Genomic DNA, 19,320 nt, shown 5'->3' with positions numbered 1-19,320 from the left:
GGTCAGGCCTTGAGGTGGGCCAGCCTGTCCAGATAGCGTTCCGCGTCCAGTGCCGCCATGCAGCCGGTACCTGCCGAGGTGATCGCCTGACGGTAGACGTGATCCATGACGTCGCCTGCCGCGAACACGCCGGGCACGCTGGTCGCTGTCGCCTCGCCGTCCAGGCCGGACTTGACCGTGATGTATCCACCGCGCATTTCGAGCTGGCCCTCGAACAGGGCCGTGTTCGGCTGATGTCCGATGGCAATGAACACGCCCATGGTGTCGATGTCTTCCGAGGATCCGTCCTCGGTGTTCTTGAGGCGCAGGCCGGTGACGCCGCTCACGTCGCCAAGGACTTCGGAGACTTCGCGGTGCCACAGCAGGCGGACGTTGCCGCTACGTGCCTTCTCGAACAGGTGATCCTGCATGATCTTTTCCGCGCGCAGGGTGTCGCGCCGGTGGATCAGGACCACTTCCGAGGCGATATTGGACAGGTACAGGGCTTCCTCGACGGCGGTGTTGCCGCCGCCGACGACGGCGACCTTCTGCCCGCGGTAAAAAAAACCGTCGCAGGTGGCGCAGGCGGAAACACCCTTGCCCTTGAAGGATTCCTCGGTGGGCAGGCCCAGGTACTTGGCGGAGGCGCCGGTGGCGATGATCAGGGCATCGCAGGTGTAGGTGCCGGAGTCGCCGATCAGGGTGTAGGGCTTCTCGTCCAGTTGCGCCGTGTGGATGTGGTCGAACAGCATTTCCGTACCGAATCGTTCGGCATGTTTGCGCATGCGGTCCATCAGGTCGGGACCTTGTACGCCGTCATAGTCGCCCGGCCAGTTGTCGACATCGGTTGTGGTCATCAGCTGACCGCCCTGTTCGAGCCCGGTGATGAGCAGGGGTTTGAGGTTGGCGCGCGCGGCGTAGACCGCGGCAGTGTATCCGGCCGGCCCCGATCCGAGGATCAGCAGGCGGCTGTGGCGGGGAGCGCTCATGTATAATCCCTTGCGTCGTCGTATGTGCGTGGCATGCCGTCGAACAAGCAAGCTTGGGGCTGCGCGTTCGGCTTTCAAGCTGCGCGGATGTTAGCGTGAAACCGTCTATGCCGGCAAAGCGTGCTGATCTTGTGCGATCTGATCGCACGAACACCCGATTGCAAGTCTGAATTGCAATGAAATGCTTGTTCTATCAAACTGATAGCCAGTTTATTTCATTGGGAGTGTGAAGTATTTTGGGCGAAACGACCACACCAAGACGCGGCTGGCTGCAGGCACTCAATGTCAGTCGCACGCGCGGTCTGCGTGAAGGGGCGCTGTTCGTCTTCGGCGCGGCAGGTCTGTACCTGCTGCTAGCCCTGGTCAGTTACCACGCCGGCGATCCCGGCTGGTCGCAGACGGGTAGCGGGCGGCCGGTCGCCAATCTTGCGGGACGCGCCGGGGCTTGGTTTGCCGACTTCTTTCTCTACTTCATCGGCTATCTGGCCTATCTCGCGCCGCTGATGGTGATCTACAGCGGCTACCTGATCTTCCGCGGTCGTTCCACCGACGGCGAGTTCGATCCGGCGGCCTTCGGCCTACGTTGGCTCGGGTTTGCGGTTACCCTGATTTCCGGCTGTGGACTTGCCACCATGCACTTTTCCGCCGGGTATCTGCCGCTGGACGCAGGTGGTGTTCTGGGCGATCTGGTCTCGAACCGGTTGACACCGTTAGTCGGCCGCCTGGGCGCCACGCTCATGCTGCTTGGCGTGTTTCTCGCCGGGGTCACCCTGGCGACCGGCTTGTCTTGGCTCAGGTTGATGGACCTGACCGGTCGCTTCTCCGTGGCCTGTGCCCGTTTTACGGCACACCTGCTCGGCGCCCTGCGCGAGCGTCGAGAATCGAATCAGGTGCGCCAGACGCGCGAGGCAGCGGTCAAGGTGAAGACCGACCGTCGTGCGCAGCAGCCGAAACCCAAGATCGAACCCAAGCTGACCAAGCCCCAGATCAGCGCCAGGGTGGAGCGGGAACGCCAGATCCAGCTGTTCGAGGGCGAGCCCGGGGCAGGTGGTTTGCCCTCGCTCGCATTGCTCGATCCCCCGCAGATCACGGAGGGAGGCTATTCCGAGGAGGCCCTGGCGGCAATGTCGCGCCTCGTAGAGCTCAAGCTGGCCGACTTCGGGATCGAGGTGACCGTGGTCGCAGTGCATCCGGGCCCGGTCATCACCCGTTTCGAGCTGCAGCCTGCGGCAGGCATCAAGGTCAGCCGTATCACCAATCTCGCCAAGGATCTCGCGCGCGCGCTCGCCGTGGTCAGCGTGCGCATCGTCGAGGTCATTCCAGGCAAGTCCGTCATCGGCCTTGAAATACCGAACGAGCACCGCGAGGTGGTGGCGCTGTCCGAGATGCTGCGCTCCAAGGCCTACGACGAATCCAAGTCGGCCCTGACCCTGGCGCTCGGCAAGGATATCGCGGGTATACCGGTGGTTGCGGACCTGGCCCGCATGCCGCATCTGCTGGTGGCGGGCACCACCGGATCCGGCAAGTCGGTTGCGGTCAACGCGATGCTGCTGAGCCTGCTGTACAAGGCGCTTCCGGATGAAGTGCGGCTGATCCTGATCGATCCGAAGATGTTGGAACTCAGCGTCTACGACGACATCCCGCACCTGCTGACGCCGGTGGTGACGGATATGAAGGACGCCGCCAACGCCCTGCGTTGGTGTGTGGCCGAAATGGAACGCCGCTACAAGCTCATGTCCATGCTCGGGGTGCGCAACCTGGCGGGCTTCAACCGCAAGCTGCAGGAAGCCAAGGAGCAGGGACAGCCGATCGCGGACCCGCTGTACAACGCCGCTGCCGCATTCGATCCCGAAGCGCCGGCGCCGACGCTCGAACCGCTGCCGTTCATCGTGGTGGTGGTGGATGAGTTCGCCGACATGATGATGGTGGTCGGCAAGAAGGTCGAGGAGCTGATCGCGCGCCTGGCGCAGAAGGCGCGTGCGGCGGGCATCCACCTGATCCTCGCCACGCAAAGGCCGTCCGTCGACGTCATCACCGGGTTGATCAAGGCCAACATCCCGACGCGCATCGCGTTCCAGGTATCCTCACGCATCGATTCGCGCACCATCCTCGACCAGATGGGCGCAGAGCAGTTGCTGGGTTATGGCGACATGCTGTACCTGCCGCCCGGCAGGGCGCTGCCGGACCGTGTGCATGGTGCTTTCGTGGCCGATCAGGAGGTGCACCGCGTGGTGAAGGCGCTCAAACGCAGCGGGCGTCCCAATTACATCGAGGCTATTGTCAACGAACCCCTGCCGGGTGACGGCATTCCCGGGCTGGAGCAGGGAGGGGACGAGCGCGAGACCGATGCCCTCTACGACCAGGCGGTTGCCATCGTCACCGAATCGCGCAAGGCCTCCATATCCTACGTCCAGCGCCGCCTCAAGATCGGTTACAACCGCGCCGCACGGATGATCGAGGATATGGAGGCTGCCGGCATCGTGAGCCCGGTGCAGGCCAACGGGAATCGCGAAGTTCTTGCGGCTGCTCCACCTGAGGCCTAACCTGCCGCGATCTCCAGGCGGGTGCTAAGATGCTCCTGCATTGGCGCCACCGCTAGATCCTTCTTTTCGTCCACGCCACTCCCCGGAGTACTCCCATGTCGTTCAGGTTGTTGCGGCCCTTGCTGTTGTTCGTCGGCTTGCTGTGCGTATTCCCGGCGCATGCCGATGCGATTGCCGAGCTGGAGCAGTTTTTCAATCAAACCCACACCCTCAAGGGCGATTTCACGCAACGCGTCTACGAAACCCAGGGTTCCTCCTTGCTGCGTACCACAACCGGCAGTTTCGAATTGGCGCGGCCGGATCGCTTCAACTGGTCTTATCTCAAGCCGCATGAACAGCAGATCGTGTCCGACGGCAAGAAGATGTGGGTCTACGATAGGGATCTCGCACAGGTCACGGTCAGCCCCGTGGCCAAGCGCCTGGGGCAGGCGCCGATCATGCTGCTCGGCGGCGGTACGCCGCTGAGCAAGAGTTTCACGCTCAGCGACGAGGGCCAGAGCAACGGTATGTCGTGGGTCCAGTTGATGCCGAAGCAATTGCACGATGCCCAATTCGAGCGTATCCGGCTTGGGTTGCAGCAGGGGCTGGTCCGAGAGATGGTGCTGTACGACCAGTTCGGGCACCGCACGGTCATCGAACTGGATCATCTGGTACAGAACAGCAGCCTGCCCGCCACCGATTTCGTGTTTTCCGCGCCTCCCGGCGTGGATGTGGTCAACGGGATGTGACCGGGTTGGCGCGGCATGGGCAAGGACGAGCATAGCGCCGAAGGGTATCGGCCGCTGGCCGACCGCATGCGGCCGTGCCGGCTCGATGATTTCATTGGTCAGGGCCACCTCCTGGCACCGGGCAAACCGCTGTGGCGTGCCATCGCCGAGGGTCGTCTGCATTCCATGGTTCTGTGGGGACCGCCCGGCACCGGCAAGACGACACTGGCCCGTCTGCTGGCACAGCAGGGGGCGGCCCAGTTCCTGAGCCTGTCCGCCGTCCTGTCCGGGGTCAAGGACATTCGCGAGGCCGTGGCCCAGGCCCGCCTGGCGCGCGAAACCGAACATCGCCCGACAGTGCTGTTCGTGGATGAGGTGCATCGCTTCAACAAAGCCCAGCAGGATGCCTTCCTGCCCCATGTCGAGGACGGCACAGTCTTTTTCGTCGGTGCCACGACGGAAAATCCCTCCTTCGAACTGAACAACGCCTTGCTCTCGCGCGTGCGTACCTATGTGCTCAAGGGGCTGGGCGAGGATGATATCCATGCGGTCATCGCCCAGGCACTGACGGACGAGACGCGCGGGCTGGGCGGTCTCGGGCTTGAGATCGACGAACAGGCGATGTCGCAGCTCGTGGCTGCGGCAGATGGGGATGCGCGGCGCGCCCTCAATCTGCTCGAGCTGGCCGCGGACCTGGCCGATACCCCCGAGCATGCCGGCAGGATCGACTCGGCGGTCATCGTCGATGTGGCGACGCAGTCTCTGCGCCGTTTCGACAAGGGCGGCGAGTATTTCTACGACCAGATATCGGCCTTGCACAAGTCGGTGCGCGGTTCGAGCCCGGATGCCGCCCTGTATTGGCTTTGCCGCATGCTCGACGGCGGCTGCGACCCGCTCTACGTCGCGCGCCGTCTTGTGCGCATGGCCAGCGAGGATATCGGCAATGCCGACCCGCGTGCCCTGGAACTCGCCCTGAACGCCTGGGATACCTATGAACGTTTGGGGTCGCCTGAGGGCGAGCTGGCGCTCGCGCATGCGGTGGTTTACCTCGCGGTCGTACCCAAGAGCAATGCGGTGTATGTCGCCTACCATGCGGCCATGGCTTCGGTGCGCAGCCATGGCACCCTGGACGTGCCGCTGCACTTGCGCAACGCGCCGGCCGCCTTGATGCGCTCGCTGGATTACGGCAAGGATTATCGCTACGCGCACGACGAAGCCGACGCCTATGCGGCCGGCGAGCGGTATTTCCCCGATGACATGCCGGAGGAGCGTTACTACGATCCGAGCGACCGCGGGCTGGAGGCGAAGATCAAGGAGCGTTTGGCGGCATTGCGTGCGCGGGATCGTGATGCGCGAGGTAGTAAGTAAAATAAAAACAATAAATAATGTATTTTTCCTAAAGTCATTTCTATCTTTTTACCGGCTGTCGCCGACCGGCCATATCTCGAACAGGATGCCTAACATTGGGTTGTCCATGTAGTTCAGTTTGCGACTGCGCGTACGACGGTGTTCGACGATGTGGACCTCGGTCAAGGTTCCACCCGGCGCGGGTTGCGCCTGAGGGTTGTCGATCACCGCGGTGTCCTCGATCAGCTGGTTCTGATTGTTCGGACCCGGGAGGTTTTGGGTGGGAACATTCAGTACGAGGTCGGTGTAGACGTGCAGGTAGCGGCTGAGTACCACCTTGACTGTGCCCGACAGCCGATAGAGGTGCTGCGGGGCCGGTATTTCCACGGTCTGCCCATTCTGGTTCACGTAACGGGGCGCCATCAGTGCCGGGTACAACGGTGCGTAATCGCGTCCAGCATCGATCTCGATGGGCACGGCCTGGTCGATGGAAAGGCCGGGCTGCTCCCAGGCGACGTGCGCCAGAACCGTGTAGCGGCCGCTGGCCTGGAGCCTGCGTGCGGCACCGGTCAGAGCATATTCGCTGGGCGGCAGCACCTTGAATCCCGGTGCCTGCTGGCCATTGAAGAGGTCGAGGGCATTAGTGGCGACCGGTGGCGGCGGGTTCTGCGGCCACATTTCCTGGTTGAAGTTGTCGGGATCGTTGAATGCGAACAGGATCATCTCGACCCGGTAGCTGTTTTCGACAGCCGGCGGCGCAGCGGCCGCGACTACGCCGGAAGCAAGGCAGCTGCAGGCTGCCGCAAGCAAGGCGATCAGGGGGTGGGTCTGAATTCCTGGCATGCTGACTCCCACTAGGCGGCAGGCGTGAGTTTGGCGATCAGGGCCTCGATCGCGTCCAGGCGATCTTCGACTGCGTCCAGCGGTCGAGTCACGCGCAGTTTGTACTGGCCATCCAGACGATAGCACTGCGGGTCCGACTGGAGCAGGGCGATGAGGCGTGCCGGATCGACTGAGGTCAGTTCGGAAAAGACGATACGCAGCCCTTGCGGACCGGCCTCCAGCTTGCGAACGCCGAGCGGCGCCAGACGCAGCTTGAGCCGCGTCATTTCGAAGAGGTGTTTGGTCGGGTCGGGCAACAGTCCGAAACGGTCGATCAGTTCCACCTGAAGCTCGCGCAAATCCTCTTCCGTTGCCGCGCTGGCGATGCGCTTGTACAGAATCAGTCGGCTGTGTACGTCGCTTACATAATCGTCGGGCAGCAGCGCGGGCATCGCCAGATCGACCTCGGCTCCATGGTCCAGGGGGCGTTCCAGTTCCGGCAGCTTGCCGGCCTTGAGCGCGTCCACAGCGCGTTCGAGCAGTTCGTTGTATAGCGTGAAGCCGATCTCCTGGATCTGTCCGCTCTGATCCTCTCCGAGAAGCTCGCCGGCACCGCGGATCTCGAGATCGTGCGTGGCGAGGCTGAAACCGACGCCGAGGTCGCCGAGGGTTTCGATGGCCTCGATGCGTTTGACCGCATCCGGGGTCAGCGCCTTGCGCGGCGGGGTGATGAGATACGCATAGGCGCGGTGGTGCGACCGCCCCACGCGTCCGCGGAGCTGATGCAGCTGGGCCAGGCCGAGGCGATCCGCGCGATCGATGATGATGGTATTGGCGTTGGGCACGTCGATCCCGCTCTCGATGATGGTGGTGGCGACCAACATGTCGTAGCGGCGGTGATAGAAGTCGAGCATCACCTGTTCGAGTTCGCGCTCTCGCATTTGGCCGTGGGCCATGCCGATGCGAGCATGGGGCATCAGCGCGCGCAACTGGGCCACCGAGCGTTCGATGGTCTTGACCTCGTTGTGCAGGAAGTAGATCTGTCCGCCGCGGCTCAGCTCGCGTGCGCAGGCCTCGGTGATCAGCGTGTCGCTCCATTCGTGCACGAAGGTCTTGATGGTGTGTCTGCGCGGTGGCGGAGTGGCGATGATCGACAGGTCGCGCAGGCCGGAGAGCGACATGTTGAGCGTGCGCGGTATCGGCGTGGCGGTCAGGGTGAGCAGATCCACCTCGGCGCGCAGTTGCTTCAGGCGTTCCTTGTGGCGTACGCCGAAACGGTGTTCCTCGTCGACGATGGCGAGTCCCAGGCGCTTGAAGCGCACCTCGGGCGAGAGCAGTTTGTGGGTGCCAATGACGATGTCGACGGTACCTTCGACCAGCGCCTTGAGCACGCCATCCTGCTCCTTCTTGCTGCGGAAGCGGGACAGCGATTCGATGCGGAACGGCCATTCGGCAAAGCGGTCGCGGAAGTTGTTCAGGTGCTGTTCGGCGAGCAGAGTGGTGGGTACCAGGATGGCGACCTGCCACCCGCTCTGGGCCACGGCAAACGCTGCGCGCATGGCCACTTCCGTCTTGCCGAAGCCAACGTCGCCGCAGACGACGCGGTCCATCGGGTGCGGGGCTGCGAGGTCCGCCAGCACCGCCTTGATCGCGGTCTGTTGGTCCGGCGTTTCCTCGAAGGGAAAGGCACTTGCGAAGGCGGCGTATTCGTCGCCGTCAACGATAAAGGACTGGCCTTGCCTGGCCGCGCGGCGGGCATTGATCTCAAGCAGCTCGGCGGCCGCATCGGAGGCCTTTTCCGCTGCGCGCTTGCGCAGACGTTGCCATTGGTCGCCGCCGAGCTTGTGCAGCGGCGCTTCGTCGGGGCTGGCGCCGGTGTAGCGGCTGATGAGGTGCAGCGAGACGACCGGCACGTACAGGCGGTCCCCGCCGGCGTATTCGAGTACCAGGAATTCGGCCTCGATCTCGCCGATATTCAGGCGGCTGAGTCCCTGGTAACGGCCGACGCCATGTTCCTCGTGGACTACGGGCGCGCCCGGATTGAGATCGGTCAGGTTGCGGATCACCGCGTCGGCGTCGCGCGTCTGGCGCCGGTTGCGGCGGTGCTGCTGGGCACGCTGTCCGAAGAGCGACTGCTCATCGACGATGGCAATGCCGCGTCCCGGCAGCATGACGCCGGCCTCGACGGGTGCCACGCTCAAGGCGAGCGGTATGTCGCTGGCAAGGAACTCGCTCCAGCTTTCCACGGTTTTGGGCTGCAGGCCGTGGCCGTGCAGGAGTTCGGCCAGGGCTTCGCGGCGCCCGGCCGATTCGGCCGTGAACAAGACGCGGCAGGAGGTTTCGTGCAGGAAGCGCCTCAGTGCGCCGGCCGGCTCGCTGGCACGGGGTTCCAGGCGCAGCGGAGGGAGGGCCGCGGTTTCAGCCTGCTCGGAATCCATCGCTGTCTCTGGGCCGGGTGTAGAGGACAAGGCGAGACGCGGATGCCCGGCAACCGCAGATTGCAGGTCGTGCAGGTCCAGAAACAGTTCTGCCGGTTTGAGCAGCGGTCGCTCGATATCGTGACGGCGTTGTTCGTGGCGTTCTTCAATTAGCGCGAACTGCCGTTCAGCAGCGGTCCATACGTCGCCTGCGAGCAGGACCAGGGCGTTTTGCGGAAGATAGTCGAACAGGGTCGCGGTGCGTTCGAAGAACAGCGGCAGGTAGTATTCGATACCGCCAGGCGGGGTGCCCTGACTGACTCCGCGATAGACCGCGCTGTTTTGCGGATCGCCCTCGAAACGCTCTCGATAGCGCCGACGAAAGGTCTTGATGCCTTCGTCGTTGAGCGGGAACTCATGTCCCGGCATGAGTTCGATGCTCTCGACCTGATCCCCGGAGCGCTGGGATTCCGGATCGAAGGCTCGGATGCTTTCGATTTCGTCGTCGAACAGGTCCAGACGATAGGGCTGCGGACAACCCATCGGATAGAGATCGAGGATCTCGCCGCGTACGGCAAATTCGCCGTGCGCCATGACCTGATTGACAGCGCGGTAGCCGCCTGCCTCGAGCCTTCTACGAAAGGTGTCGACGTCGAGGCGCTCGCCGGTGCGGAAGTTCAGGGCGTGACCGTGGATGTAAACAGGAGGTGCCAGGCGCTGCATCAGCGTCTGCATCGGCACGACGATGACGCCGCGTTGCAGTGTGGGTAGACGGTTAAGCACGGCCAGCCGCTGCGAAACGATGTCGTCGTGCGGAGAGAAGACGTCGTAGGGAAGCGTTTCCCAATCTTCCAGATGCAGGACTTCGACGCCCTGGGGGAGGAAAAAGCGTAGGGATTGTTCCAGATGCCAGGCGGCCTGGGTGTCGCCCGTGATGAGCAGCGTCGGGCCTGCGTGTGCGTCCGCAGCTGCGGCAGCGGCTATCGCCAGTGCGGCGCCCTTGAGGTTGTACAGCGCCGTGCTGTCATTGCGCCCCCTGGGGTGCGACGGGCGCAGCGGATCGACCGCGCTGGTGGGAAGTGGTTTGGCGGAAAGCGATTCGGGCATGGTGATGCAGGGCTGATACAGGGCGCGCCATTCTCCCACAGCTCGCCGCGATCTGCAGCGCGGATCGCGGCGGCGGGGTGGTCAGGATTCCTTGCGCAGGGGGCAGGTACGGATGCCGAGCACGGTATAAAGGCCGCACCAGCCCATCAGGCCGGTGGCGAGGGGCAGTATGCCGATCCAGCCCCAAAGGGTGTGCAGGCCGACGAATACCTGCGAAATGAGGGCCAGGCCGATGATGATGCGGACGATCCGGTCCAGGGTACCAACGTTAGCGTTCATGGTGATCTCCTCCGTGTGATGTCCGGATGCCTCATGCGGGAATCCCGGGCACACAGAAGATAGATCATTCCACGGCTCAGGTGCAGGGGGGTGGCATGTCGGCTGGCGGCGTGGCGAGCGCACCGGCCGGAAGTTGCATGGTGACGCAGTGTAGGCTGCCGTATTGACGGATCAACGGGAGACAGTCGATGCCGATCACTTCCCGTCCCGGGAAGGCGTCGGCCAGCGCCCGCAGGGCGTGTTTGTCCGCCGTCGGGTCGCCGTAGGTAGGGACCAATACGACGTCGTTGATGATCAGGAAATTGGCATAGGTTGCCGGCAGTCGTTGCTCATCGTCGTAGCATGCATGCGGCAGGGGCAGCGGTATCAGCCGATAGGGATTGCCGTCGCGCTGGCGCAGCGCTTCCAGTTCGCCGCGCATGGCCAGGAGCTCGGCATAGTGTTCGTCGGCCGGGTCGTCGCAGCTGGCGTAGGCGATGGTCGCCGGGTCGCAGAAGCGGGCGAGTGTATCGATGTGGCCATCGGTGTCGTCGCCGGCAAGTTCGCCATGATCGAGCCAGAGCACGCGGGTGACGCCGAGTTCGCGTCGCAGTCGGTCCTCGATCGCTGTTTCGTTCAGTTCGGGGTTGCGTGTCGGCGTCAGCAGGCAGTGGCGCGTGGTCAGCAACGTGCCTGCGCCGTCGGTGTCGATGGCGCCGCCCTCGAGCACGAAGTCGGTCTGCGTCATGGACGAGGCGAATCCGGCGGACTCGGCGAGGTGGCGGTTGATGGCATTGTCGAGATCATGCGCATGCTTGCCGCCCCAGCCATTGAACACGAAGTCCAAAAGACGGGGTTTGCCGCCGTCGCAGATGGCGATGGGGCCGTGGTCGCGCGCCCAGGTGTCGTTGCTGGGGGCGAGCGCGTAGCGAATGCGGGTGCGGTCCAAATGGGCAAGCTGCGCGGCGACTACCTCGCGATGGGCTTCGTCGCGGCAGACGATGAATGCGGTTTCCCGTTGGGTGATCGCCTCGGCAAGGTCTCGGTAGACACGCTCGACGGCGGCGAGTTGCGGTGCCCATGCGGTACCGGCGTGAGGCCAGGTGAGCATGACGCCATCCTGCGGCTCCCATTCGGCAGGTAGCCGTCTTGTGATCTGAGAGGTCATGCGGATTGTTCTATGGGCAGCGCAGGTGAGATCGGTCAGGGGGTGAGCCTGGTACCGGGGTGCACGACGGTGTGAATGACGTACCGGTCCTCGAAGTACACCGTGTAGTGCGGGTAGACCCAGCGGGTGATCGGCGGGTTGTCCACGGGAGCGATACGCTGCGTTGGCTTCCCGAAACGCTTGAGCACCTGATGCATGGTCATGCCGCGGTGAGGCTGATCCTGCAGGCGTGCGGCGTGCGGGTGTCCGTTGGGCATGATCAGGACTTCGGCCTGGGCCAGGGGAGCGATACCGCCGGCCAGCAGCAGGCTTAGCGCAAGCAGCGAGCGGATGAGCATGGCGGTCTCCTGCATGAATCGACGATTGCGACTATAGCACTCGTCCAGCGGCTCCGAGAAGCTTCGCCCGTTCCACTGGAAACGGCGGGTATGGTTTAATCCCGCCATGTTTCATCCCCTCGAACTTTTCATCGGGCTGCGCTACACCCGCGCAAAGCGCAGGAACCATTTCATTTCCTTCATCACCCTGATTTCTATGCTCGGCATCGCCCTAGGGGTGACCGCGCTGATCACGGTACTGTCGGTGATGAACGGTTTCGAGCGTGAGCTGCAACAGCGCATACTTGGTATGGCGTCCGATGTGACGATCACCGAGTACGGAAATGGCGTGGGCGACTGGCAGTCCCTGGAGAAACGCATTGCAGGGACACCTGGGGTGACCGGGGTTGCACCCTACGTGCAGGGAGAGGCGATGGTGACGGCCGGACGCGCGGTCAGCGGTGTGCTGATCCAGGGCATCATGCCCTCACAGCAGGGTGCCGTCTCGGATGTCGGTCGACACATGGTGGCGGGCAAACTCTCCAACCTGCGGCCGGGCGAGTTCGGGATCGTGCTGGGGAAGGAGCTTGCCGCCTATCTCGGCGTGGGGCCGGGCGATCATGTAACGGTCATCACGCCGGATACCACCGTGACGCCGGCCGGTATCCTACCACGCTTTCGGCGGTTCACTGTGGTCGGTGTCTTTTCGGTCGGGATGTACCAGTACGACCGCAGCATGGCCTTCATCGACATACAGGACGCATCCAGGCTGTTCCGGCTCGACGACCGGGTCACCGGTCTGCGTCTCAAACTCGAAAACGTGATGGCGGCTCCGCAGGTCGCCGCGGGTATCGGTCATACGCTCGGTCCGCGCTATTGGGTGAGCGACTGGACCGAGGAAAACGCCAATTTCTTCCACGCGGTGAAAACGGAAAAGACGGTGATGTTCGTGATTCTGTTTCTCATCGTGGCCGTGGGAGTGTTCAACATCGTGTCCACCCTGGTCATGGTAGTCACGGACAAGCAATCCGATATCGCCATCCTGCGCACCCTGGGGCTTTCGCCCGGCCGGGTGATGCGTATCTTCATGGTGCAAGGCACGCTGATCGGCTTCATCGGCGTACTGCTTGGCGTGCTGGGCGGTGTGTTGCTTTCGCTCAACGTGGAGACCATCGTTCCGGCCATAGAGCACCTTTTCCATGTGCAGTTTCTCTCGCCCCAGGTTTACTACATCAGCCAGTTGCCTTCCCATCTGGAGTGGCGCGACGTGCTGCATATCGGCGTAATCGCCTTCGTGCTGTCGGTGCTGGCGACCGTGTATCCGGCCTGGCGCGCAGCGCGCACTCAGCCGGCGGAGGCATTGCGCTATGACTGACGACGGGGCCGCTTCGTGCTGAATACCCTGCAATCCGGCGATCCTGTGCTGCAGTGCCGTGGTCTCAAGAAGACGTTTCGCGAGAACGGTCTCCAGGTAGAGGTGCTGCGCGGTATCGATCTGACGGTCATGCCCGGGGAAAAACTCGCTATCGTGGGCAGTTCGGGCAGCGGCAAGAGCACCCTCCTGCACCTGCTGGGTGGATTGGAGACGCCGAGCGAGGGTGAGGTGCATGTGTGTGGACAGGACATGGGGCATCTGCCCGACGTCGCGCGTGGACGCCTGCGCAACGAGGCGCTTGGCTTCGTATACCAGTTTCACCATCTGCTGCCGGAATTTACGGCGTTGGAAAACGTCGCCATGCCGCTGTTGATCCGTGGTGCACACCCGACGCAGGCCTCGCAGCGGGCGCGTATGCTGCTCGAGCGCGTCGGGATGCTGGGGCGTCTCCAGCACAAACCGGGCGAACTGTCAGGCGGCGAACGTCAGCGGGCCGCCATCGCCCGCGCAGTGATCACCGAGCCGCGCGCCGTGCTTGCGGACGAACCGACGGGCAATCTGGATCGCAAGAATGCCGACCAGATCTATCAATTGCTGCTGCGGCTCAATCAGGAGCTGGAAACGGCGCTCGTCATCGTAACCCACGATGCCCTGCTGACCCGGCGCATGGACCGCGTATTGCGACTCGATGACGGCGTGCTGATCGGCGGGTCGTAAACGACTGCCTGGCGGTTGCCAGCAGATCTCTCAGGACAGGTTGTCCGGATGCTGACGCCGCAGGCGCTGGCGCCAGCGGTGTACCACATGTATTCGCCACAGCATACGGATGGCGAAATAGCCGCTTGCCGCGAGCGTACTGCCCACCACGAAACTGCCGAGCAGCAAGGGACGCCAGATGTGGCTAAACTCGGCTTGAAACCAGGCTGCCGTGAGATGAAAGTTGCCGTCGTGGGGTGCCGGCGATCCGAGAATCCAGGTTCCCACCAGATAGGCGAAGTAAAACATGGGCGGGATGGTCAGGGGATTGGTCAGCCAGACCAGTGCGACCGAAATGGCGAGATTGACCCGGAATACGATGGCGAGCAGGGCGGCTCCGACCATCTGGGCCGGGAAGGGCACGAACGCCATGAACAGCCCGACGGCGAAGGCCCCGGCAACAGAGCGCCGGTTCAGGTGCCATAGGCTGGGGTCGTGCAGCCAGCGCCCGAGAAAGCGCAGGGCCTTATGTTCCTTGACGGCTTGATGATTCGGAAACAGACGTTGGATGATGCGTTTGGCCATCTGGCGCGACCGGCGGAGTGCGGCGTAAATATTCGCTAATTATGCCGCGTTTGGGGCTAGGCTGCTTGTCCATTTGCATGACAGATACGTGTCGTATCGATGGCGGGCAAGGGGGGAATTAGTGACGCCGCTATATGCGCTGGCGTTTTTGTCGGGCGTTCTGGCGCTTGGCTGGATGTCGGATCTGCCTTCATGGGCGGTCTATTTTGCCGTTTCTGCCATTATCCTCGCGGGCATCCGTATAGGGGTGCGATGGCGTGTGCCGAGAAGCTTCGTGGTTTGGTGCGTCCTCGGTTTCGGTTGGGCCTTGTTGCGTGCGGACGGTTTGCTCGGTGGAGCATGGCCCGCCCAGGATATGCATCGGGACGTGGTGCTTACGGGTGTTGTCGCCGGGGTTCCCGAGCGAAACAACCGTTCGACTCGTTTCGAGTTTGCCGTTGATTCTGCTGAGCTCGATGGCCGCCGGGTTGAACATCCGCCCGGGTACGTGCGTCTGAGTTGGTTTGGACCTCGCCCTCTGCTACATCCAGGAGAGCGCTGGCGGTTGACCGTGCGGCTGAAACCGCCACATGGCTATATGAACCCGGGCGGTTTCGATTACGAGGAATGGCTGTTCTCGAGAGGGATCAGGGCGACGGGTTATGTTCGCACGTCCCATGCAGCTATTCGGCTGGGCGAGGTTGCTGGCGCAAAGGTGTGGGTCGATCGCACGCGTCAATGGCTGAATCGAAGGCTGCACGCAGCGCTTGGCGATGACGACAATGCCGGGGTGATCGCCGCGCTGGTACTGGGGCTGCGCGGCGACATTCCCGAACAACGCTGGGACATATTGCTGCAGACGGGCACCAACCATCTGATCGCCATTTCCGGGCTGCATATCGGTTTGATTGCGGGTTTGATATTCGCCCTGATGCGGCGCATCTGGGGAGCGGTTCCCGCCTTGGTACTGCGCGTGAGCGCACCACAGGGCGCTGCGGCGGTAGCTCTGCTTGCCGCTGCAGGGTACGCGCTACTAGCTGGTTTCTCGATTCCGACCCAACGGGCGATGGTAATGTTGCTCGTCGTCATGGGCGGCGTTCTGCTCAAGCGGCGGGTCAGACCATTCCAGTCCCTGGCACTGGCGCTGCTGGCGGTGCTGATCTTCGACCCTTTCGCCGTGCACAACGCAGGGTTCTGGCTATCTTTTGCAGCGGTGGGTTTCATCCTCTATGCAGTTGTCGGTCGACGTCATGTGGCGAGTCCATTTGCCTGGAGGGAGTGGGGACGGGTTCAATGGGCGCTCGCCGTAGGGCTGTTGCCGCTTAGTATTGCTCTGTTCCAGCGCGCGGCGCCGGTGGCGCCGCTGGCCAATTTACTGGCGGTGCCCTGGATCGCCATGCTGGTCTTGCCGTTGGCTCTGATCGGTACGCTGGGTCTGGCCGTCTGGCCTTCCGCCGCTTCGTCGTTATTGCATTTGAGTGCATGGCTGCTGGGTTTCATGTGGCCAGCTCTGGAATGGCTGTCCGGGCTTCCAGGTGCGCACTGGAGGCTCGGGCTTGGTGCGTTCTGGGTGCTGCCGAGCGCGCTGCTCGGTGCAATCGTCGTGCTCGCGCCGCGTGCCTGGCCGGCGCGCTGGGTGGGTTGGATTCTGATCGCTCCTCTGCTGCTCCCGGCAAGGGCTGCCCCCGAGCCGGGTGCCTGGCGACTCACGGCACTCGACGTTGGGCAGGGACTCGCGCTCACGGTCCAGACGGCGGATCATGTGCTTGTGTACGATGCTGGCCCGCGTTATGGACCGCGTTTCGATGCGGGCGAAGCCATCGTCGGCCCGTTTTTGCGCGCACAGGGCATCACGCGAATCGATCGTCTTGTCGTATCCCATGCGGATATGGATCACCGCGGCGGGGTGGCATCGTTGCGTGCGGCGTTTCTTGTGTCTGAAACGACCGGCCCACAGGGTCCGAATGCCTGCCGAGCCGGTCAGAGCTGGCGCTGGGACGGGGTCGTGTTCACTTTTCTGAGCCCCGACGACACCACCGGCGGCAAGCGCAACGACCGCAGTTGCGTGCTCAGGATTAGTGGGGCGGGCGGCAGCGCGTTACTGCTGTCGGATGTCGAGAAAAACGGGGAGCAGAGCCTCCTCGCCCACGCTCCGGGCCAACTCGCGGCCGACGTGGCGCTGGTTCCGCATCATGGCAGTCGCACCTCATCCTCGATGGAGCTGGTTGCTGCGATATCACCTCGTATTGCATTGGTCAGCAGCGGATTCGGCAACCGTTATGGTTTCCCGGACCCGAATGTCCTGCAGCGCTATCGAGCGGTTGGTGCGGATATTTACGACACTGCTGACTTGGGTGCGATCAGCGTCGACTTCCCGGCAATGGCAGCCCGCAATGTGCATGTGGTCAGTTATCGACTGAGTCATGCGAGTTTTTGGCACTATATATCCATTCCCGATATGGTTACTCGGCAGGCCGTGATGAAATATCGAGTCATGGATTGAACCTTTGTCCGACAATGCGCTCTATAGGTAATAACGAGAATGATTAGCATCATCATTAACGAGGGCTCATGAATAAACCAATGGGGGCTCCGCCGTTGCATCCCGGCGAGCGCAGGATATTCGCAACGCGATGGAAGCTGATGGTCAGCGTATTCGGCCCAGGTCTGGTCGTGATGCTGGCGGATACCGACGTCGGCAGCATCATCACTGCTGCGCAGAGTGGAGCTCAGTGGTCCTATCATCTGTTGCCGTTGCAGTTGCTGTTGATTCCGATCCTATACATTGTCCAGGAACTGACCGTACGACTGGGGCTGATCACCGGGCGCGGCCACGGCGAACTGATCCGCGATACATTCGGGCAGGGGTGGGCATGGCTTTCGGTGTCGACCCTGGTAGTGGCCTGCGTGGGCGCGCTGCTCACCGAGTTCTCGGGTATGGTCAGCGTTGGGCGCCTGTACGGCGTGCCTGCCGCGTTCAGCCTGACTCTGGCAGCCGGTTTCCTGATCGTCGTGGTATGGACCGGTAGCTATCGGCGGGTTGAGCGGGTGGCGATGCTGATGGGGGCCTTCGAGCTGGCCTTTTTCTGGGTCGCCCTGCGCGCACATCCGAATCCGGATGCCGCGCTGGCGGGCTTTTCCAACCTCCCGCTCGGCAATTCGGGTTACCTCTACCTCGTGGCGGCGAATATCGGCGCCGTCATCATGCCGTGGATGGTGTTCTATCAGCAGTCCGCGATTGCCGACAAAGGTCTGCGTGCGAACGCGCTGCGCTACGCGCGCATCGACACGGCGGTGGGTGCGGTGATCACCCAGCTCATCATGGCGGCCGTGCTGGTCGCGGCCGCCGCCACCCTGGGTACGCATCCGGGAGGCGCGCCACTGGATACGGTCGAGGAAATCTCCGAGGCGATCACACCCTACCTCGGAGAAGGGCCCGGTCGCTTGGTGTTCTCGATCGGCATTCTGGGTGCGGGCATGGTAGCTGCCATCGTCGTTTCGCTTGCTGCCGCCTGGGGGCTTGGCGAGGTGGCCGGTTACCGACGTTCCCTGCAGGACAGTCCGCAGCGTGCGCCCTGGTTCTACGCGGTCTATTCCCTGGTGGTCGGGGCCGGTGCGGTGGTCGTGGGGCTGGTAAATGACCTGGTTGCCCTGAGCGTCGCGGTTGAGGTGATGAATGCCCTGTTGCTGCCGCTGGTGCTGGGTTTTCTGTTCATGCTGGGGCGGCGTGCCTTGCCTGAACCGTACCGCTTACGTGGGCTATATGCCTGGATCGTCGGCAGCGTGATCGTGCTGACCTCATGTCTCGGACTTTTCGGCGGGCTTTCGTGGATCGGTGGTGCGGGGTAGGGTGCGGAGCTGCGTGCTTAACCTGACTTGGGCGTACCGTGTATGATTCGGCATCGTTTCTGCGGGCAATCCTAAAAAGCGAGGCATTGACACGTGTTCGAGATCGTCAAGGCAGGCGGTTGGGTCATGGCGCCGATTATCGGCGCATCCATTCTTGCGCTGGCCATTATCCTGGAACGTTTCTGGTCGCTGAGGCGCACCCGCATCATGCCGCGCGGACTGCTTGAAACCGTGGTCGGTGAGTTACGGCGCGGCGAATTGCCTGCCGAGCGCATCCAGGCCATCGCCACCGGATCGCCGCTGGGCCGCATCTTGGCCGTAGGTCTCGCGAATCGACGCCAGCCGCATGAGATGATCAAGGAGCGAATCGAGGAGACCGGACGCCAGGTGGTGCACGACTTGGAGCGCTTTCTGAATACCTTGGGTACGATCGCGACCATCTCGCCGCTGATGGGATTGCTGGGTACGGTATTCGGCATGATTCAGGTCTTCGGTGTGATTACCTCGGTGGGGGTGGGCAATCCGCACATTCTCGCCGGCGGCATCGCCAAGGCCCTGATCACGACGGCCGCCGGGCTGCTGGTCGCGATTCCTGCCCACATCTTCTTCCGTTATTTTCGCGGGTACGTGGATGCTCTGACCGTGGAGATGGAGGACCAGTCGATCCAGCTCGTCGACAGTCTGCACAACCTGTCCAGTACGACGGCGACGGTGCGCAAGACGAGAACCGGTACATGAATTTCAGCCGCCACGGCCGACACAACCGTCAGCCCGAGGGTTCCGGCATCGACATGACGCCGATGGTCGACACGGTGCTGACCCTGCTGATCTTCTTCATGGTCACCACCACATTCAGCCGCCAGTCCGAACTCAAGATCCAGCTGCCGAAGGCGGAGAGTGCGGTCATCACTAACAAGCAGAGCCCGCTGGTGCTGGGGATCGACGCCAAGGGGCACTATTACCTAGACGGCCGGGAACTGGTGAACAATCGTTTCGAGACTCTTTACCGCGCACTCGCCCAGGCCAAGTCGACCGCCGGGGACAAGACGCCGCTGATCATTCGTGCCGACGTCAAGACGCCTTATCAGGCGGTGGTGACCGCGATGGACGTGGCCAGCCAGCTCGGACTTTCCCGCCTGTCCATCGCCACGGACAAAGTCGCGCCACGCAACGGCCGCTGAG

The 19,320-nt window shown here is 62.9% G+C and carries 16 protein-coding genes; 9 read left to right on the top strand and 7 right to left on the bottom strand.

What is annotated here, in order from left to right:
- Nucleotides 1-2 precede the first annotated feature (2 nt).
- Nucleotides 3-968 carry a thioredoxin-disulfide reductase gene (gene trxB, locus BJI67_RS08275; protein WP_070072628.1) on the bottom strand — a complete coding sequence of 322 codons (966 nt, stop codon included), beginning with the start codon at nucleotides 966-968 and terminating at the stop codon, nucleotides 3-5.
- A 236-nt stretch (nucleotides 969-1,204) separates the two neighbouring features.
- On the opposite strand from trxB, the gene BJI67_RS08270 reads away from it, so the two are divergent.
- The 3 genes from BJI67_RS08270 (at nucleotide 1,205) to BJI67_RS08260 (ending at nucleotide 5,586) form a co-directional block, all read left to right on the top strand.
- Entirely contained in the window at nucleotides 1,205-3,511 is a 2,307-nt protein-coding gene (locus tag BJI67_RS08270; protein ID WP_083250761.1) for a DNA translocase FtsK, read from the top strand.
- A 95-nt stretch (nucleotides 3,512-3,606) separates the two neighbouring features.
- Entirely contained in the window at nucleotides 3,607-4,239 is a 633-nt protein-coding gene (lolA, locus tag BJI67_RS08265; protein ID WP_070072627.1) for an outer membrane lipoprotein chaperone LolA, read from the top strand.
- 15 nt (nucleotides 4,240-4,254) lie between these two features.
- Nucleotides 4,255-5,586, top strand: a complete 1,332-nt coding sequence (locus tag BJI67_RS08260; RefSeq protein WP_070072626.1) for a replication-associated recombination protein A — start codon at nucleotides 4,255-4,257, stop codon at nucleotides 5,584-5,586.
- A 48-nt stretch (nucleotides 5,587-5,634) separates the two neighbouring features.
- Here BJI67_RS08260 and BJI67_RS08255 read toward each other — a convergent pair whose 3' ends face one another.
- The 5 genes from BJI67_RS08255 to BJI67_RS08235 all read right to left on the bottom strand — a co-directional run bounded on the left by BJI67_RS08255 (nucleotide 5,635) and on the right by BJI67_RS08235 (nucleotide 11,783).
- A complete protein-coding gene (locus BJI67_RS08255; RefSeq protein ID WP_156782080.1) occupies nucleotides 5,635-6,408 on the bottom strand; it encodes a CsiV family protein in 774 nt (257 codons plus the stop codon).
- 11 nt (nucleotides 6,409-6,419) lie between these two features.
- Complete coding sequence (mfd, locus tag BJI67_RS08250) at nucleotides 6,420-9,911, bottom strand: transcription-repair coupling factor (RefSeq protein ID WP_070074049.1); 3,492 nt, start codon at nucleotides 9,909-9,911, stop codon at nucleotides 6,420-6,422.
- A gap of 81 nt (nucleotides 9,912-9,992) precedes the next feature.
- Nucleotides 9,993-10,190, bottom strand: coding sequence for a YgaP family membrane protein (locus tag BJI67_RS08245; protein ID WP_070072624.1), 198 nt, complete (start codon nucleotides 10,188-10,190; stop codon nucleotides 9,993-9,995).
- A gap of 76 nt (nucleotides 10,191-10,266) precedes the next feature.
- Nucleotides 10,267-11,337, bottom strand: a complete 1,071-nt coding sequence (locus BJI67_RS08240; RefSeq protein ID WP_070072623.1) for an agmatine deiminase family protein — start codon at nucleotides 11,335-11,337, stop codon at nucleotides 10,267-10,269.
- Nucleotides 11,338-11,372: 35 nt separating this feature from the next.
- A complete protein-coding gene (locus BJI67_RS08235) occupies nucleotides 11,373-11,783 on the bottom strand; it encodes a hypothetical protein (protein ID WP_231940821.1) in 411 nt (136 codons plus the stop codon).
- Here BJI67_RS08235 and BJI67_RS08230 point away from each other — a divergent pair.
- Nucleotides 11,782-13,029: a lipoprotein-releasing ABC transporter permease subunit gene (locus BJI67_RS08230; protein WP_070072622.1), complete on the top strand. Its 1,248-nt coding sequence runs from the start codon at nucleotides 11,782-11,784 to the stop codon at nucleotides 13,027-13,029. The two genes, BJI67_RS08235 and BJI67_RS08230, sit on opposite strands and share 2 nt — an antisense overlap.
- Before the next feature lie 15 nt (nucleotides 13,030-13,044).
- On the top strand, nucleotides 13,045-13,746 hold the full coding sequence (gene lolD, locus BJI67_RS08225; protein ID WP_070072621.1) for a lipoprotein-releasing ABC transporter ATP-binding protein LolD: 702 nt from the start codon (nucleotides 13,045-13,047) through the stop codon (nucleotides 13,744-13,746).
- Between the two features lie 30 nt (nucleotides 13,747-13,776).
- Here the strand turns inward: lolD and BJI67_RS08220 are convergent, their stop codons facing one another.
- The gene (locus tag BJI67_RS08220; protein WP_070072620.1) at nucleotides 13,777-14,310 is read right to left on the bottom strand and encodes a DUF2062 domain-containing protein; all 534 of its coding nucleotides are present in this window, start codon (nucleotides 14,308-14,310) and stop codon (nucleotides 13,777-13,779) included.
- Nucleotides 14,311-14,485: 175 nt separating this feature from the next.
- Here BJI67_RS08220 and BJI67_RS08215 point away from each other — a divergent pair, with 175 nt between their 5' ends.
- The 4 genes from BJI67_RS08215 (at nucleotide 14,486) to BJI67_RS08200 (ending at nucleotide 19,319) form a co-directional block, all read left to right on the top strand.
- Nucleotides 14,486-16,792 carry a DNA internalization-related competence protein ComEC/Rec2 gene (locus tag BJI67_RS08215; RefSeq protein ID WP_070074047.1) on the top strand — a complete coding sequence of 769 codons (2,307 nt, stop codon included), beginning with the start codon at nucleotides 14,486-14,488 and terminating at the stop codon, nucleotides 16,790-16,792.
- Nucleotides 16,793-16,860: 68 nt separating this feature from the next.
- Nucleotides 16,861-18,138 (top strand): NRAMP family divalent metal transporter, encoded by a 1,278-nt coding sequence (locus BJI67_RS08210; RefSeq protein WP_070072619.1) that lies wholly within the window; start codon nucleotides 16,861-16,863, stop codon nucleotides 18,136-18,138.
- Nucleotides 18,139-18,231: 93 nt separating this feature from the next.
- A complete protein-coding gene (locus BJI67_RS08205) occupies nucleotides 18,232-18,876 on the top strand; it encodes a MotA/TolQ/ExbB proton channel family protein (protein WP_070072618.1) in 645 nt (214 codons plus the stop codon).
- On the top strand, nucleotides 18,873-19,319 hold the full coding sequence (locus tag BJI67_RS08200; RefSeq protein WP_070072617.1) for an ExbD/TolR family protein: 447 nt from the start codon (nucleotides 18,873-18,875) through the stop codon (nucleotides 19,317-19,319). The genes BJI67_RS08205 and BJI67_RS08200 overlap by 4 nt, the downstream gene beginning before the upstream one ends.
- Nucleotide 19,320 lies beyond the last annotated feature (1 nt).

The organism is Acidihalobacter aeolianus, assembly GCF_001753165.1.
Lineage (GTDB): Bacteria > Pseudomonadota > Gammaproteobacteria > DSM-5130 > Acidihalobacteraceae > Acidihalobacter > Acidihalobacter aeolianus.
This window is presented reverse-complemented; position numbering and strand designations above follow the sequence as displayed.